The organism is Brachybacterium phenoliresistens, assembly GCF_039530785.1.
Classification (GTDB): Bacteria; Actinomycetota; Actinomycetes; order Actinomycetales; family Dermabacteraceae; genus Brachybacterium; species Brachybacterium phenoliresistens.
In genome coordinates, this window is the sequence record NZ_BAAAOW010000003.1 from 559,794 (window position 1) to 574,441 (window position 14,648).

15 protein-coding genes are annotated in these 14,648 nt (G+C 74.2%); 7 read left to right on the forward strand and 8 right to left on the reverse strand.

Annotated features, from left to right (window positions below):
* The first annotated feature begins 766 nt into the window (after window positions 1-766).
* From ABD234_RS10095 to ABD234_RS10105, 3 genes are read left to right on the forward strand one after another with little or no spacing between them, the layout of a single operon-like run.
* Window positions 767-2,269 (forward strand): FAD-dependent oxidoreductase, encoded by a 1,503-nt coding sequence (locus ABD234_RS10095; protein ID WP_344355766.1) that lies wholly within the window; start codon window positions 767-769, stop codon window positions 2,267-2,269.
* Window positions 2,266-2,817 (forward strand): transporter substrate-binding domain-containing protein, encoded by a 552-nt coding sequence (locus ABD234_RS10100; RefSeq protein ID WP_344355769.1) that lies wholly within the window; start codon window positions 2,266-2,268, stop codon window positions 2,815-2,817. Before ABD234_RS10095 ends, ABD234_RS10100 begins: the two co-directional genes overlap by 4 nt.
* Window positions 2,814-3,842, forward strand: a complete 1,029-nt coding sequence (locus tag ABD234_RS10105) for a cation diffusion facilitator family transporter (RefSeq protein WP_344355771.1) — start codon at window positions 2,814-2,816, stop codon at window positions 3,840-3,842. Before ABD234_RS10100 ends, ABD234_RS10105 begins: the two co-directional genes overlap by 4 nt.
* 5 nt (window positions 3,843-3,847) lie before the next feature.
* Here ABD234_RS10105 and ABD234_RS10110 read toward each other — a convergent pair whose 3' ends face one another.
* The 3 genes from ABD234_RS10110 to ABD234_RS10120 form a co-directional block, all read right to left on the reverse strand.
* On the reverse strand, window positions 3,848-6,373 hold the full coding sequence (locus ABD234_RS10110; protein WP_344355774.1) for an ATP-dependent DNA ligase: 2,526 nt from the start codon (window positions 6,371-6,373) through the stop codon (window positions 3,848-3,850).
* Between the two features lie 102 nt (window positions 6,374-6,475).
* A complete protein-coding gene (locus ABD234_RS10115; RefSeq protein WP_038374706.1) occupies window positions 6,476-6,706 on the reverse strand; it encodes a helix-turn-helix domain-containing protein in 231 nt (76 codons plus the stop codon).
* Entirely contained in the window at window positions 6,706-7,206 is a 501-nt protein-coding gene (locus ABD234_RS10120; RefSeq protein WP_344355778.1) for a DUF2975 domain-containing protein, read from the reverse strand. Before ABD234_RS10120 ends, ABD234_RS10115 begins: the two co-directional genes overlap by 1 nt.
* A gap of 129 nt (window positions 7,207-7,335) precedes the next feature.
* Between ABD234_RS10120 and ku the strand changes: the two genes are divergently transcribed.
* The 3 genes from ku to ABD234_RS10135 all read left to right on the forward strand — a co-directional run bounded on the left by ku (window position 7,336) and on the right by ABD234_RS10135 (window position 9,279).
* Entirely contained in the window at window positions 7,336-8,262 is a 927-nt protein-coding gene (ku, locus tag ABD234_RS10125; protein ID WP_344355781.1) for a non-homologous end joining protein Ku, read from the forward strand.
* A gap of 65 nt (window positions 8,263-8,327) precedes the next feature.
* On the forward strand, window positions 8,328-8,768 hold the full coding sequence (locus tag ABD234_RS10130) for a thioredoxin family protein (protein WP_344355784.1): 441 nt from the start codon (window positions 8,328-8,330) through the stop codon (window positions 8,766-8,768).
* Complete coding sequence (locus ABD234_RS10135; RefSeq protein WP_344355787.1) at window positions 8,752-9,279, forward strand: DUF4395 domain-containing protein; 528 nt, start codon at window positions 8,752-8,754, stop codon at window positions 9,277-9,279. The genes ABD234_RS10130 and ABD234_RS10135 overlap by 17 nt, the downstream gene beginning before the upstream one ends.
* A gap of 33 nt (window positions 9,280-9,312) precedes the next feature.
* Here ABD234_RS10135 and ABD234_RS10140 read toward each other — a convergent pair whose 3' ends face one another.
* From ABD234_RS10140 to ABD234_RS10155, 4 genes are all read right to left on the reverse strand, one after another.
* The gene (locus tag ABD234_RS10140; RefSeq protein ID WP_156954210.1) at window positions 9,313-9,696 is read right to left on the reverse strand and encodes a hypothetical protein; all 384 of its coding nucleotides are present in this window, start codon (window positions 9,694-9,696) and stop codon (window positions 9,313-9,315) included.
* Window positions 9,697-9,797: 101 nt separating this feature from the next.
* Window positions 9,798-10,682: a metal ABC transporter permease gene (locus ABD234_RS10145; protein WP_425546783.1), complete on the reverse strand. Its 885-nt coding sequence runs from the start codon at window positions 10,680-10,682 to the stop codon at window positions 9,798-9,800.
* Window positions 10,679-11,422, reverse strand: a complete 744-nt coding sequence (locus ABD234_RS10150) for a metal ABC transporter ATP-binding protein (protein ID WP_344355789.1) — start codon at window positions 11,420-11,422, stop codon at window positions 10,679-10,681. The genes ABD234_RS10145 and ABD234_RS10150 overlap by 4 nt, the downstream gene beginning before the upstream one ends.
* Window positions 11,419-12,417: a metal ABC transporter substrate-binding protein gene (locus tag ABD234_RS10155; protein ID WP_344355791.1), complete on the reverse strand. Its 999-nt coding sequence runs from the start codon at window positions 12,415-12,417 to the stop codon at window positions 11,419-11,421. Before ABD234_RS10155 ends, ABD234_RS10150 begins: the two co-directional genes overlap by 4 nt.
* 237 nt (window positions 12,418-12,654) lie before the next feature.
* On the opposite strand from ABD234_RS10155, the gene ABD234_RS10160 reads away from it, so the two are divergent.
* A complete protein-coding gene (locus ABD234_RS10160) occupies window positions 12,655-13,494 on the forward strand; it encodes a siderophore-interacting protein (RefSeq protein ID WP_344355794.1) in 840 nt (279 codons plus the stop codon).
* A gap of 118 nt (window positions 13,495-13,612) precedes the next feature.
* On the opposite strand, the gene ABD234_RS10165 is transcribed toward ABD234_RS10160, so the two are convergent.
* Entirely contained in the window at window positions 13,613-14,644 is a 1,032-nt protein-coding gene (locus tag ABD234_RS10165) for an ABC transporter substrate-binding protein (protein ID WP_344355797.1), read from the reverse strand.
* Window positions 14,645-14,648: the final 4 nt, after the last annotated feature.

The following is a 14,648-nucleotide window of genomic DNA, read 5'->3' on the forward strand; positions in this document are numbered from 1 at the left end:
CCTGTCACGCCCCTGACGGGACGCAGCTCACGCTCTACGGTACGCCTTCTGCGCCAGGACGCCAGGGCCTCGCGCAGTGCTGCGACCAGGACGATCGGTCGACCGCACGGTCGGAACGGGGCCGCCGGGCGCGCCGCCGAGCCCGCGCACCCGGTCCTCCCGGCGCGGGCCGCGGCGGCCGGGAGCCGCACCGGGCTCCGGGATGCGGCGGCCCGGTCCCCGGCCTCGGGACCATCGGCCTCCCCGCCCGTCGCGGGGCCGCGCCGCCCCGTCCGCCGGCGCCCGCTGCGGCGGCGGCCCGGAGCCCATCGGGACGACGCGGCGCAGCGGCCCGCGGTCGGTGCGGACCTCCCGGAACCTTCGCGTCACCCCAGGTCAGCGCGCGACCGCTCGGGGCGTAGCGGCCGGTGGGCGGGCCCGGGGCCCGGCCGCGGCGCGGCCTCGGAGCACATCGCCGCCGCAGCGGCCCTGCTGCGGCGATCGCGGTCGCCGGGAGACCGCCCGGAGCGCGGCCGCCCTCGGGGGCGCGATCCCCGTCGGGTCGCCGTTCCGGGCGGCGGGGGCGCCGGCGCGCCGGGCTCGGCGGGCCGTCGCGAGGCCCGCGGCGCCGGGGTCCCGAGGCGGCGCAGGGGGCGGGGATGCCAACCGCTCGGTCGGGACGACGGCCCGCGTGCCGCCCGCCCTGTCGTTGTCGAGGGGGCACGTCAGCGGTAGATTCCCCGCCAGATCCTCTGTCACCGCTGCGCGCGAGAGGGGCGAGATCGCGATGAAGTCCTCCTGGGTCGACCGGCACGACCCGTCCCGGATCCCCACCTCCGTGATGCCCTCGCGCGGCGACCACATCGACGTCGCCATCGCCGGCGCCGGGCTGGCGGGCCTGGCGACCGCGGTGCTGCTGGCGCGGGCCGGTCGCCGCGTGGTCGTGCTCGAGGCGCGCAGCGTCGGCGCCGTGACCACCGGGGCCAGCACCGCGAAGGTGTCGCTGCTGCAGGGCACGCGGCTGTCCACCATCCGCCGGCAGCACGGACCGCAGGCCGTGGCCGCCTACGTCGCCGCGAGCCGGGAGGCCCAGGACTGGCTGCGGGAGTTCTGCGGCGGGCACGAGGTCCCGCTGCAGACCCGCAGCGCGCACACCTACGCCACCAGCCCGCGCGGGGCCTCGCGCCTGCGCGAGGAGGCGGAGGCCTCCCGCGAGGCCGGGCTGCCGGTGCGCCTGGGGACCGACTCGGAGCTGCCCATGCCGGTCACCAGCTGCCTGTCCCTGGAGGGGCAGGCGCAGCTGGACCCGATGGAGCTGCTGACCGCCCTCGCGATCGAGCTGGACGCCCTCGGCGGCGTCCTCGTCGAGGGCGCGCGGCTCACCGCGGCCGGCTCCCGCAGCCCCCTCGAGCTCGAGACCACCCGCGGCGCCCTGCGCGCCGACCACCTGGTCCTGGCCACGGGCGTCCCCGTGCTGGACCGCGGGGCCCACGCCGCGCGGCTGGAGCCGCACCGCTCCGGCGTCCTCACCGCCCGGCCCCGCCCCGGGGCGTGGCTCCCCGAGGGCATGCACGTCAGCGCCGAGGGCGACGGCCGCACCGTGCGCTCCGTGCCCACGCCGGAGGGGCCGCTGCTGCTGGCCGGCGGCGCCGACCACATCACCGGGCGCTCCGCCTCCCCCGCGGCGGGCCTGCAAGAGCTCGAGCGGTGGGCGCTGTCGCTGTCCCCCGGCGCCGAGATCACCCATCGATGGGCCGCGCAGGACTACGTGCCGGCCGGGGCGCTGCCCCTGGTGGGCCCGCTCCCCGGCGCCGAGGGGCGGGTGCTCGCGGCGACCGGCTTCGCGAAATGGGGCATGACCGGGGCGGTGGCGGCGGCGATGGCCTGCACGGGGCTGATCGTCGGGACGGTGCCGCCGTGGCATGCCGAGCTCGAGCAGGCCCGCTCCCGCGCCGGGGCGCTGCTGCCGGCCGCCGAGCTCCTCGCCGGCACCGGCGCGGCCGCCGCCCGCGGCTGGGCCGGCGGCGAGCTGCGCGCCCTGCCCGAGGCGCCGCCCGCCGAGGGCGAGGGCCAGGTGGGCCGGCGGGAGGGCCGGCCCACGGCCGTCTCCACCGTGGCCGGCCGCCGCTGCGCCCTCAGCGCGGTGTGCCCGCACCTGGGCGGCATCGTCCGCTGGAACGATGCCGAGCTGACCTGGGACTGCCCGCTGCACGGCTCCCGCTTCGCGGCCGACGGCACCCTGCTCGAGGGCCCTGCCGTCCGCGGGCTCGACCCCCTGGAGGAACGATGAGCGACCGTCCGATCCGCCGCCTTCCCCGGGGAGGCCACGCCCGGGGCCGCAGCTCCGGCCCCGGCATCCCGCGCCGGGCGCTGCCCGCGCTGCTCGCGACCGGCCTCCTGGCCGGGGCCGCGACGGGCTGCGGAGCGATCCCCCGCGACGCGCAGGGCACCCTCGCCCGCGCCTCCGGCGGCACGCTGCGGGTGGGCCTCACCGAGAACCCGCCCTGGACCGAGGTCGCCGCGGACGGCGGCGTCTCCGGCAGCGAGGTCGACCTCGTCACCGGCTACGCCGAGAGCATCGACGCGCAGATCGCCTGGACCATCGGCTCCGAGGGCGAGCTGGCGCGCGCCATGCGCGACGGGAAGCTGGACGTGGTCATCGGCGGACTCACCCGGGACACCCCTTACTCCACCGAGATCGCCCCCACCCGTCCCTACACCGAGGCCACGGCCGATGACGGCTCCACGCTGAAGATCGCGATGGGCGTGCGGCCCGGGGAGAACGCCCTGATGGTCTCCCTCGAGCGGTACCTCGCCGAGCAGGAGGGAGAGCTGTGAACCGGACGGAGGAGGAGACGGGCACGGGCGGCCGCGGGGAGCCGGCCCCGGAGACGGCGGAGGCCTCCGGCCACGACGCCCTGCCCGAGGAGCAGCGCCGCATCCTGCGCCGCGCCATCCGCCTGGAGTGGGTCTCCCTGGCGTGCACGGCGGTCGCGGTGACGCTCGAGATCGCCATGGCCGGGCAGTCGCAGGCGATGAAGGCCGCGTGGATCGAGGATGCGCTGGCGCTCCTGCCGCCGCTGGCCTTCCTCGTGGCCGTGCGCCGGATCCGCCGCGGGCCGCACGCCGAGTTCCCCTACGGCCACCACCGGTCCATCGGCGTCGCCCACCTGGTGGCCTCGGTGGCGCTGCTGGCCATGGGCACGTTCCTGCTCATCGACTCGGCGATCACGCTGATCAAGGTCGAGCGCCCGCCGGTCGGCCTGACCATCGTGGCCGGGCACGCGATCTGGTCCGGCTGGCTGATGATCGCCGTGCTGATCCTGGCGCTGACCCCGCCGCTGATCCTGGGGCGGATGAAGAAGAAGCTCACCGAGCCGCTGCACGACAAGGTGCTGTACGCGGACGCGGACATGAACACGGCCGACTGGTCCTCGTCCACCGCGAGCATCGTCGGCGTGCTGGGCATCGGCATCGGCCTGTGGTGGTTCGACTCCGCGGCGGCGATCCTCATCTCCTTTTCGATCCTCCACGACGGCGGGAAGAACCTGCGCGGCGCGCTGCGCGGGCTCACCGACGGCCGCGCCCGCACCTACGACGACGCCGAGCCGCATCCGCTGATCGGGCAGATCGAGGAGCGCGCCCGCGACGAGGAGTGGGTCGGCGACGCCGTCGCGAGGGTCCGCGACGAGGGCCATGTCTTCCACGTGGAGATGTTCGTGGTGCCGGGCGACGGCCGTGCCGTGACCGGCGCGCAGTGCGAGGACCTGCGCGCCGCGCTGCGGGACGTGGACTGGAAGATCCATGACGTGGTGATCGCCCCCGTCGCCGAGATCCCGAGCACCCAGGCCTTCCGCGACTGAGGCGCTCAGCTCTCCCAGCGCACCGCGGAGGCGTCCTTGTCCTCGCGCAGCCCGCGCCAGCGCGGGTGGCGCAGCCGTCCCTCGGCGGTGCGCTCGGAGAAGCGCACCTCCCCCACGAGGTCCGCCCGCACCCAGTGCGCGTCGCGCCGGTCCGCGGCGGGGACGTCGTCGGCCGGCGGGGTCTTCCGCTCCCGCGAGCGCAGCGCCGCGCCGATCCGCTCGAGGTCCCGGTCGCGGAAACCCGTCCCGACCCGCCCCACGTAGTGCAGCGTGCCGTCCTCGTCCGGCACCGCGAGCAGCAGGGATCCGAAGGCTCCCGTGCGCGCGCCCTGGCCGGTCCGCCAGCCGATGACCACGACCTCCTGGTGGCGCTCGTGCTTGATCTTGATCCAGGTGCGCCCCCGCGCTCCGGGGCGGTAGGTGCTCGAGGCGCGCTTGGCGACGACGCCTTCGAGGCCCAGCTCCCGGGACAGCGCGATGGCCTCCTCGAGGGTGCCGTCATCGGCCGGGGGGACCTGCACCCGCTCCCCGGAGGTGATGACCTCGGCGAGCGCCGCACGGCGCTCGGTGCAGGGGCGGCGCAGCATCGACGTGCCGCCGCGCTCGAGGAGGTCGAACAGCATCAGGTGGACCTCGGTCTCCGCGCGGGCGCGCTCGACGTCCCGCGGCGCCGTCAGCCCGAGCCGGCGCTGCAGGCGCGAGAAGGAGGGCCGGTCGTCCTCGTCCAGGGCGACGATCTCCCCGTCCAGGACCGTCTGCCCGGCGGCGAGGACCTCGGGGTCCACGGCCTCGCGCAGCTGCGCCAGCTCGGGGAAGGTGGCGGTGAGGTCGTGCCCGTTGCGGCTGGTCAGGCGCACGCCCTCGGCGGTGACGGTGGCGATGGCCCGTACCCCGTCCCATTTCATCTCGAGGATCCAGTCCTCGTCCTCGCGGATGTCCTGGGGCGTGCCGGCGGTGGCGAGCATCGGCTCGGGGGCCTCGGACATCCCCGCGCTGTCGCCGATCGGCACGTCCTGCTCGCCCTCCGCCGCCGCGGGCCGGCCCTTCGGCGCGGCGGAGCGTCCCGACCTCGCCGCGGGCTGGTCCTTCATGAGGTGCAGCAGCCAGCTGCGCGAGTCCTCGTCCTCGCCGTCGGTGCGGATGAAGGCGTAGCGCCGCGGCCTCCCGCCGAGGCCGCCGTCCTCGCGCCCGTGGCAGACGGCGATGACCTCCTCGCCCTCGCGCCACTTCTCGATCTCGATCGTGCCGGCGTCCCAGATGGTGACCTCGCCGCCGCCGTACTCGCCCTTCGGGATGGTGCCCTCGAAGGTTCCGTACTCGAGGGGGTGGTCCTCGGTCTGCACGGCCAGGCGGTTCACGGAGCTCTTCAGCGGCGGGCCCTTGGGCACCGCCCAGGAGACGAGCACGCCGTCGTGCTCGAGGCGGAAGTCCCAGTGCAGGCGGCTGGCGTGGTGCTCCTGGATGACGAACATCGGCTCCTCGGACTCGAGGGCGGCGGTCGCATCGCGCACCGCGGGCACCGGCTCGGGGGTGCGCTCCGGGTCGCGCTTGGAGCGGTAGACCTCGAGCCGGTCCCGGATCTGCTCCGCATCGGCCCCCTCGCCCGAGCCCTCGCGGGCCCCGTCCCCGTCGGCGCCGTCCGCGCCCAGGCCCAGCGGCGCGATGGGGTCCAGCCCGTCCTCGACCCGCTCGAGCACCTCCGCCATCTCCAGGTGGGCGAGGTCGCCGTCCTCGATCTCCTCCCAGGTGCGGGGCGCGGCGACGGTGGGCCGCAGCCGCCCGCGCAGCGAGTACGGGCAGACGGTGGTCTTGCTGCCGTTGTTCTGCGACCAGTCCACCAGCACCTTCCCGCGGCGCAGGGTCTTCTTCATGTCGCTGACGACGTCGTCGGGGTGGTCCTCCTCGAGCGCCCGGGCCAGCCGATGCGCCACCTCGGAGATCTCCTGGGCGCTCGCGGTGCCGTCCAGCGGCGCGTACAGGTGGATGCCTTTGGAGCCGGAGGTCACGGGATAGCCCTCCAGCCCCATGCCGTCGAGGATCTCGCGGCACCACAGGGCGACCTGCGCGCATTCGGGCAGTCCCGCGCCCTCGCCCGGGTCGAGATCCAGGACCAGTCGGTCGGGATGGCGCGCGGCGCCGTCCTCGTCGAAGCGCCACTGCGGGGTGTGCACCTCCAGGGCCGCGACCTGCGCGAACCAGACCAGCACGGCCGCTTCGTCGGCCAGCGGGTAGGTGGAGGTCCCGCGGGAGTGCTCGATCCCGGCGCGCGGCACCCAGTCCGGGGCGGAGGACTCGAGGTCCTTGCGGAAGAACACCGCGCCGGGCTCCTCGGCCGTGCCGACGCCGTCGACCCAGCGCTTGCGGGTCGCGGGGCGGCGCGCGGCCTGCGGGATCATCACCGGCGCCACGCGATGCATGTAGTCGATGACATCGCCCTTGGTGGTGCCGGTGGAGGGATAGAGGACCTTGTCGAGGTTGCTCAGGCGCAGGGTGCGCCCGTCGATCTCGACCCGCTGCTCCGAGGTGGCCATGGGGCCACTGTGCCGCAGTCCGCGGCCGATGTCACCGTCCCGGCCCGGACCGGCGCTGCGGGCCCGGCCGGGCGCTGTCGGCCCGGGCCGGACCGGCCGATGTCACGCCCCGGCGTCCTCGCCGGCGTCGTCGGGCTCGAAGCGCAGCAGGTCCCCGGGCTGGCAGTCGAGCTCCTCGCACAGGGCGGCGAGGGTCGTGAAGCGCACCGCCTTGGCGCGGCCGTTCTTGAGGACGGCCAGGTTCGCCGGGGTGATGCCGACGCGCTCGGCGAGGGTGCCGACGGCCATCTTGCGGCGGGCCAGCATCACGTCGATGTCCACCACGATGCCCATCAGATCACCTCGTCGAGCTCGGACTGGAGGTGCTCGGCCCGGGCGAGGGTGCGGGTGGCCTGGGCCAGCAGCTGGCGCTGCACGTGCACCACCAGCGCGACTCCGGCGATGACCAGGGAGATACCGCAGATCAGGCCCACGAGGCCGGGGGCGACCTCGTCCCCGGGGGTGGTGCGGTTGGCGATCGCGCCGACCACGGCGATCGCGAGCACGAGCACCGCCCCCGCGCCGAGGGACGCCGTGATGACGTCGACGTAGCGGAACGCCCGCGGGGAGAACACGCGGCCGCGGCGCACCAGGCCCAGCAGGCGCAAGATGCACACCCCGATCACCTGCAGGGCGAGCACGCCGAGGATCGCGATCACGGCGAGCGCCGTGCTCACCGCGTCCGGCCGCGACTGCCACCACGCGAGGGGGATGAGCCCCCACTGGACCACCAGCGATCCCAGCAGGGCGATCACGATGATCCCCCGCAGCACATGCACGCTGACCGCGCTCATACGGACCTCCCCTACCGGACGACATCTATCGGACGACGATGCGAATCTATCGCTTTTCGATAGCCGACGCAAGGGGCACCGATCGGTCGGTCCCCTGGTGCGCACGGCGGCCCCGTGGTGTCATGGGGCATGCGCGCGATATGGAGCGGAGAGATCACCTTCGGGCTCGTGAACGTGCCGGTCAAGCTGTACAGCGCGACCCGCTCGCACGATCTGTCCCTGCACCAGGTCCACGACGAGGACCACGGCCGGATCCGCTACGAGCGGCACTGCGAGGTGTGCGGGCGCGAGATCGACTACGAGCACATCGAGAAGGCCTACGACGACGGCGACAAGACGGTGGTCCTCACCGACGAGGAGCTCGACGCCCTCCCCGCCGAGGACAACGACGAGATCGACGTGGTCCAGTTCGTGCCCGACGAGCAGATCGACCCGATCCTGCTGGGCACCTCCTACTTCCTGGAGCCGGTGGGCCGCTCCGCGAAGGCGTACGTGCTGCTGCGGCGCACCCTCGAGGACGCCGAGCGCACCGCGGTCGTCACCTTCACCCTGCGCACCAAGACCCGCCTGGGCGTGCTGCGCACCCACGACGACCTGCTGGTGCTGCAGACCCTGCGCTGGCCCGAGGACCTGCGGGAGATGGACTTCTCCCCGTCCAAGAGCCGGATCGGGAAGAAGGAGCTGGACATGGCCTCCTCGCTGGTGGACCAGTTCAGCGGCGACTTCGATCCCTCGCAGTTCTCCGACGAGTACCAGGAGCAGCTGCGCGAGCTCGTCGACGCCAAGCTCGAGCAGGGCGATGCCGTGGACACCGACGAGACCTTCGGCGAGGAGCGCGAGAAGCAGGAGTCCGCCTCGGGCGGCAAGGTCGTCAGCCTCATGGACGCCCTGGAGAAGAGCCTGTCCTCTCGCAAGAGCGGGCAGAAGTCCTCGAGCGGGTCGTCCTCGAAGGGCTCCTCGTCGAAGAGCGGCCCCTCGAAGAGCTCGTCGTCGAAGAGCTCGTCGTCGAAGAGCACGAGCTCCTCCTCCGCATCGGCCCGGAAGAAGGGCGCCTGAGCCGAGGATGACGCCGTATGTCGCCGCCCTTCCGGGGGCGGGCGCGCGCGACCTACGCTTCGAGCGTGGATCCGCTCCTCGCCCTCGCCGTCGTCGGGGCCCTTCTCGCCGTGAGCATCGGCGTCGGCCTCGTGCTGCGTGCGCGCTCGGGTCGCCGGGTGCGCACCCGCGATGACCGGGTGACCGCGGCCGAGCTGGGCCTCGAGGCCCATGGCGCCCTCGCGACGGTCGTCCAGTTCTCCACCGAGCTCTGCTCCCGCTGCCCGGCCGTGCGGCGCACCCTCTCCCGCGCGACGGCCGATGATCCCGGCGTCGCGCTCACCGAGGTGGACCTCACGCACCGGCCCGATCTGGCCACGCGGTTCCGCGTGCTGACGACGCCGACGGTCCTCGTGCTGGATCCGACGGGCTCGGTGCGCGCACGGTTCTCCGGGGCGGTCACCGCCGCCACCATCCGCGAGGAGATCTCCGCCCTGAGGAGGACCGACGATGTCCCGTCCCGCTGACGCCCCGCCCGCCGGCGGTCCCCGCGCCCCGCGCCCGGCCGGCATCGACCCGCGCGGCCCCCGGTTCGCCGCGGCGATCACGGCGACCCTGCTGGCCGTGGCCGTGTTCCTCGCCCTGCTGGGCACCTCCACGGACCCCGCGGCGGGCCTGGCCGCCCGGCTGGGCGATCCCGCGTTCGTGCTGCTGGCGGTGCTCGCGGTCCTGTTCGCCTGGGGCGCCGGGGCACCGGGAAGCGCCCCGTGGGGCGTGCTGTTCCGCCGCCTGATCCGGCCGCGTCTGGACCCGCCGACCGATCTCGAGGACCCGCGGCCCCCGCGGTTCGCGCAGGCCGTGGGCCTCGTGGTGGTGGGGATCGGCCTGCTGCTGCACGGGGCGGGCGTGCCCTACGCCCTGCCCGTCGCCGCCGCGGCCGCGTTCCTCGCGGCGTTCCTCAACGCCGCCTTCGCCCTCTGCCTGGGCTGCGAGCTCTACCTGCTCCTCACCCGCGCCGGGATCCTCCGCACCTCCTGAGCCCCGCCGCAGCCGGCTGAGCCGGCATCCCGCTCAGCCGCAGTGCACGGCATCGGCGAACTCATCAGAGCGGGCCGGCCCTCCCTCAGGCACTGCATCGCGAGGTGCGACCGCGAGCTGGATCTCCGTCGAACCATCGATGGTCTCGTGGTCCGAACAGACCGCCAGCACCATCCAGCGATCCGACGTGCGCTGCGCATCGGTGAACGACGGCTCGAGATCGAATTCCGCGGAGAGATCGACGATCGAGACGCGCGCACCCGGGGAGATGTGCTCGTCGACGGTGGACATCGGCGTCCCCACAGCATCCTGAGCGGGCAGGTCGCGGGTGCTCGGCCCGCAGGCGACCACCACGAGGGACGCGCCGAGGATCGCTGCCGCCATCACGATTCTTCTCATCCGCAGTCGATCCTCCATGCCACCACCAGAGCTGCCCCCGTTCGACGGGATCACGGTTCTGCCGAGCATCGCTGCCGCAGCTCGCACCATTCTGCCTGCACGCCCACCCTCCCCGCGCCTCAGGCACGCGCGGGGACGATGCCGTCTCCTCCGGCGCGGCGCCGCGCCGCGAGCACCCCGCGCGGCCCCAGCACGAGGACGAGGGCGAACAGCAGGCCCTGGGCGAGGACCACCAGGCCGCCGCTGGAGGCGTCCAGCCAGAAGCTGCCGAGGATCCCGGCGACGGCGCACAGGGCGGCGCTGACCGGGGCGATCACGAGCATCCGGCTGAAGCGGTCGGTGAGCAGGCGCGCGGTGGCGCCGGGGATGATGAGCATCGCGACCACCAGGATCACGCCGACCACCTGCAGCGCGACTACGCAGGTCAGCGCGAGGGCGCCGAGCAGCAGCGCGCCGAGGCGGCGCGGGCTGAGGCCGATGGCGTGGGCGTGCGCGGGGTCGAAGGCGTACAGCGTGAGGTCGCGCCTCTTGGCGAGGAGCACTGCGGCCACGAGCGCGGCGAGCACCCCGATCTGCAGCAGGTCCCCGCGGGAGATGCCGAGGATGTTCCCGAAGATGATGTGGCCGAGGTCCGTCTGGCTGGGGGTGACGGAGATGAGCACGAGGCCCAGGGCGAACAGGGTCGTGAAGACGATGCCGATCGCGGCGTCCTCCTTCACCCGTCCGGTGCCGCGCACCAGTCCGATCAGCGCGACCGCCCCCAGGCCGAAGACGACGGCGCCGAGCGCGAAGGGCGCCCCGACGATGTAGGCGAGCACGACCCCCGGCAGCACGGCATGGGAGACGGCGTCGCCCATCAGCGACCAGCCGATGAGCACCAGCCAGCACGACAGCAGCGCGCACACGATCGCGGCGACCACCGTGGTGGCCAGGGCCCGCACCATGAAGTCGTAGCGCAGGGGCTCCAGGACCAGGTCCAGCAGGCCGATGTCGAGGCCGATCATGCGGGCACCTCCGCGGTGGGGTCGAGGCCGAAGGCGCGGGCGAGCACGGCGGGCTCGAGGGCCCCGGCGACCGGGCCGTGGTAGAGGACTCGCCGCAGCAGGAGCACGGCGTCGTCGGCCAGCTGGGGCAGGGCATGCAGGTCGTGGGTGGACACCAGGACCGTCCGGCCATCGGCCGCGAGCTCCCGCAGCAGGCGCACGAGGGTCGCCTCGGAGCGCTTGTCGACCCCGGCGAAGGGCTCGTCCAGCAGCAGCAGGGAGGCGTCCTGGGCGATGCCGCGGGCGACGAAGGCGCGCTTGCGCTGCCCGCCGGAGAGGCGGCCGATCTGCCGCTCGGCGAGGTCGGTGAGCTCGACGCGGTCCAGGGCCTCGTCGACGGCGGCGCGGTCGGCGCGGGAGGGGCGGCGCAGCGGGCCCTGGTGGCCGTATCGGCCCATCATCACGACCTCACGCACGGAGATCGGGAAGTCCCAGTCCACGGCCTCGGACTGCGGCACGTAGCCGGCCAGCCCCCGGGAGCGGGCGCGGGCGGGGTCGTGCCCGGCGAGCCGCACGGTGCCGCGGTCGGGACGCTGCATGCCCATGGCGGTGCGCATGAGCGTCGACTTCCCCGAGCCGTTCATGCCGATCAGCCCGGTCACGCGGCCGGGGGCGATCTCGAGGTCCACGCCGTCCAGGGCGGTGACCTCGCCGTAGCGGACGTGCACCTGGTGCAGGGCGAGGGCGGGCGGGGCGTTCATGCGGGCTCTCCGGTCAGGGCGGTGACGATGGTGTCGGCGTCGTGGCGCAGCAGGTCGAGGTAGGTGGGCACGGGACCGTCGGCCAGGGAGAGGGAGTCGACGTAGAGCACCCCGCCGTAGCGCGCCCCGGTGGCGTCGACCACCTGCTGCATGGGCCGGTCGGAGACGGTCGACTCGCAGAACACCGCGGGGACGTCCTGCGCCTGGACCACCTCGATGACGTGGGCGATCTGCTGCGGGGTGGCCTGCTGCTCGGCGTTGACCGGCCAGATGTACTCCTCCTGCAGGCCGACGTCGCGGGCGAGGTAGGAGAAGGCGCCCTCGCAGGTCACGAGCACGCGCTGGTCCTCGGGGAGCTGCGCGAGGCGGGTCCGGAGGTCCTCCTCGATGCCGAGCAGCTGCTCCTTGTAGGCGGCGGCGTTGGCGGCGTAGTCCGCGGCGTGCTCCGGGTCGAGCTCGCTGAAGGCGGCGGCCATGTTGTCGATGTAGGTGCGGGCGCTCACGGGGCTCATCCAGGCGTGGGGGTTGGGGCGGCCGGCGTAGGCGTCGCCGGTGATGTCCATCGGGTCGACGCCCGCGGAGACGACGACATGGGGCACGTCGACCTGCTCGACGAACTGCCCGAACCAGGCTTCGAGGCCCATCCCGTTGTCGAGGATCAGATCGGCCTGCGAGGCCTTGGCGATGTCGCCGGGCGTGGGCTCGTAGCCGTGGATCTCCGCGCCGGGCTTGGTGATCGAGGCGATCTCGAGGTGCTCCCCCGCGACGCCGCGGGCCATGTCCGCCAGCACGGTGAAGGTCGTCAGGACCACGGGCCGGTCGCTGCGGGCGAGGTCGAGGGCGGAGCCCGCGGTGCAGCCGGCGAGCACCAGCGCGCCCAGCAGCGCGGTGCAGACGGACGCGGCCGCCGCGCGCAGCGCCCGGCCCCGCCGCAGGGCGCGCCCTCTCCCCGCAGCACGCCGCTCCTGCACCGCCGACCTGGACCTCCGCGTCATCCCGCCCTCGATTCGCTCCGGCTGATCTGATTGTTTGGCAAGCCTAACATCGGCGGGCGGCGACCGATGCCCTCGCCCCGCCGGCATGTCGCCTTCGCCCCGACCGCTGCACCGAGGCACCCGCCGCAGGCGCGTCGGCCGGCGCGTCGGCAGGCACGTCGGCCGGCGCTCGCGCCGGGCGCGTCCACGGAGAGGACGCCCCGCCCCTCGATGGACTGGTGAGGTTAGGCTGTCCTCATGTCGAGCTACCCCCGCACCATGCCCGAGTCCCCGCGGATGTTCTGCGCCCGGGTGGCCCGGTCCCGGCGCCTCTCCCCGGCCTTCCAGCGGGTCACGATCACGGGGCCCGAGCTCGACGGCTTCGCCTTCGCCGGGCTGGACCACTGGTTCCGCCTGTTCCTCCCGCAGGATCCGCAGGGCCCGTTCCCGCTGCCGGCTATCGAGGGCCGCACCTGGTGGCAGCCCTATCTCGACATCGACGAGTCCGTGCGCCCGCACTGCTCCAACTACACTGTCGCGGACCTGCGCCGCACCGAGGCCGGGACCGAGCTGGACGTGGACGTCGTGCTGCACTGGGACGAGACCGGCGAGCTCTGCGGCGGCGTCGCGATCTGGGCCACGAGCGCGCGGCCCGGCGATCCCCTGGCGCTGCTGGACCAGGGCGTGCTGTTCGATCCGCCTGCCGATGCGCGGGAGCTCGTGCTGGTCACCGACGAGACCGGCCTGCCCGGGGTGCGCGGGATCGTGCGCGATTTCCCGGCCGATGCGCGCGGGCGGATCTACGTCGAGGTCCCGGGCGCCGGCGACGTGGAGGACTGGCAGGTCCCCTCCGGCATGAGCATCGCCTGGCTGCCGCGGGAGGACGCCCATGCCCGGCCGGGCGCGCTCGCCCTCGCGGCGCTGCAGGCCGATCCGGCGCCCTCCCCCGAGTCCTACGCCTACGTGGTCGGCGAGTCGGCTCTCGCCACCGGCGGCCGACGCCACCTGGTGCGCGCCGGGCTCGCGAAGGACCGCATCTTCTTCTCGGGGTTCTGGAAGCAGGAGAAAGCCCGCACCGCGCAGCCCGCCGCGGCCTGAACCCACGAGATGTCATTCTGCGTCGCTTGAACACCCGTTCAAGCGACGCAGAATGACATCTCGCCGTCGCCGCGCGGTCCAGGCGGGGCGGGCGCCCCGCCCGGCACCGCTGCCCGGATCAGCCGGGGACGACGTCCTGCGCGGTGGTGATGGTCTCGGCCAAGGCCGTCATCTGCGCGGCCTGGTAGGCGTAGGACATGACGCCGTTGGGCCACACGACGACCTGGCCCGCCACGAGGGCGGGGTCGTCGGCGAAGGTGGGCTGGGCCTCCATGTCGGCCTGCTGGAAGCCCTCGTCGCTGAGCAGCAGCACGTCGCCGGTCATCATGTCGGCGGCGTTCTCCCAGCTGTAGATGTCCCAGTAGAAGTCGCCGTCGGTCACCAGGGTGGTGAGGCGGACGCCGAACTCGGCGTACATCTGGGTGACGGGCTCATCGGCCGTCTTGACCAGGTAGATGCCGCTGGCGTCGGCGTACAGGCGGGTCAGCTCGATCTCGGGGCGGGCCTCGCTGGCGGCGGTGAGGGCGTCCCGGGCGGTCTCGAAGTCGGTCTTGGCCGACGCGATGGCGGCCGGGTCGGCGCCGACGGCCTCGGACAGCTCGACCAGCGCCTCGATGACCTCGAGGCCGGCGCCGCCGACGACGACCGCCGCGACCGGGGCGATCTTCTCGATCTGGCCCTGCTGCTCGAGGTCGGCGAAGGCGTAGAGCACGCCCTCGGTGTCGAGGGTGCCCTCGCGGTCGGTGGGGTAGATGCCGGTGATGATGAGCTCGGGCGCGGCGGTGGCCAGGGCCTCGAGGTCGATCTCGCCGTAGGCGTTGCCGACGATGGCGACGTCGCTCAGGTCGTGCTCGGCGAAGCGCGGGTCGGAGGCGACGTCGGTGCGGCCGAACACGGCCACCGGCGTGATCCCGTAGCTCAGCAGCACCAGGGCGTAGTCCGCGAAGGCGGCGATGCGGGTGGGCATGGCGTCCAGCTCGAGGGTGACGCCGCGCCCGTCGGTGTAGGTCCAGCCCCCGGCGCCGCCCTGGTCGGAGGCGCCGTCGGCGGTGTCGTCGCCGGAGCCGCCGCAGGCGGTCAGAGCGGTGAGGAGGGCGGTGCCCGCGAGGCCGGCGGTGAAGCGGCGGCGGGTGAGGGATGAAGTGGTCACGCCC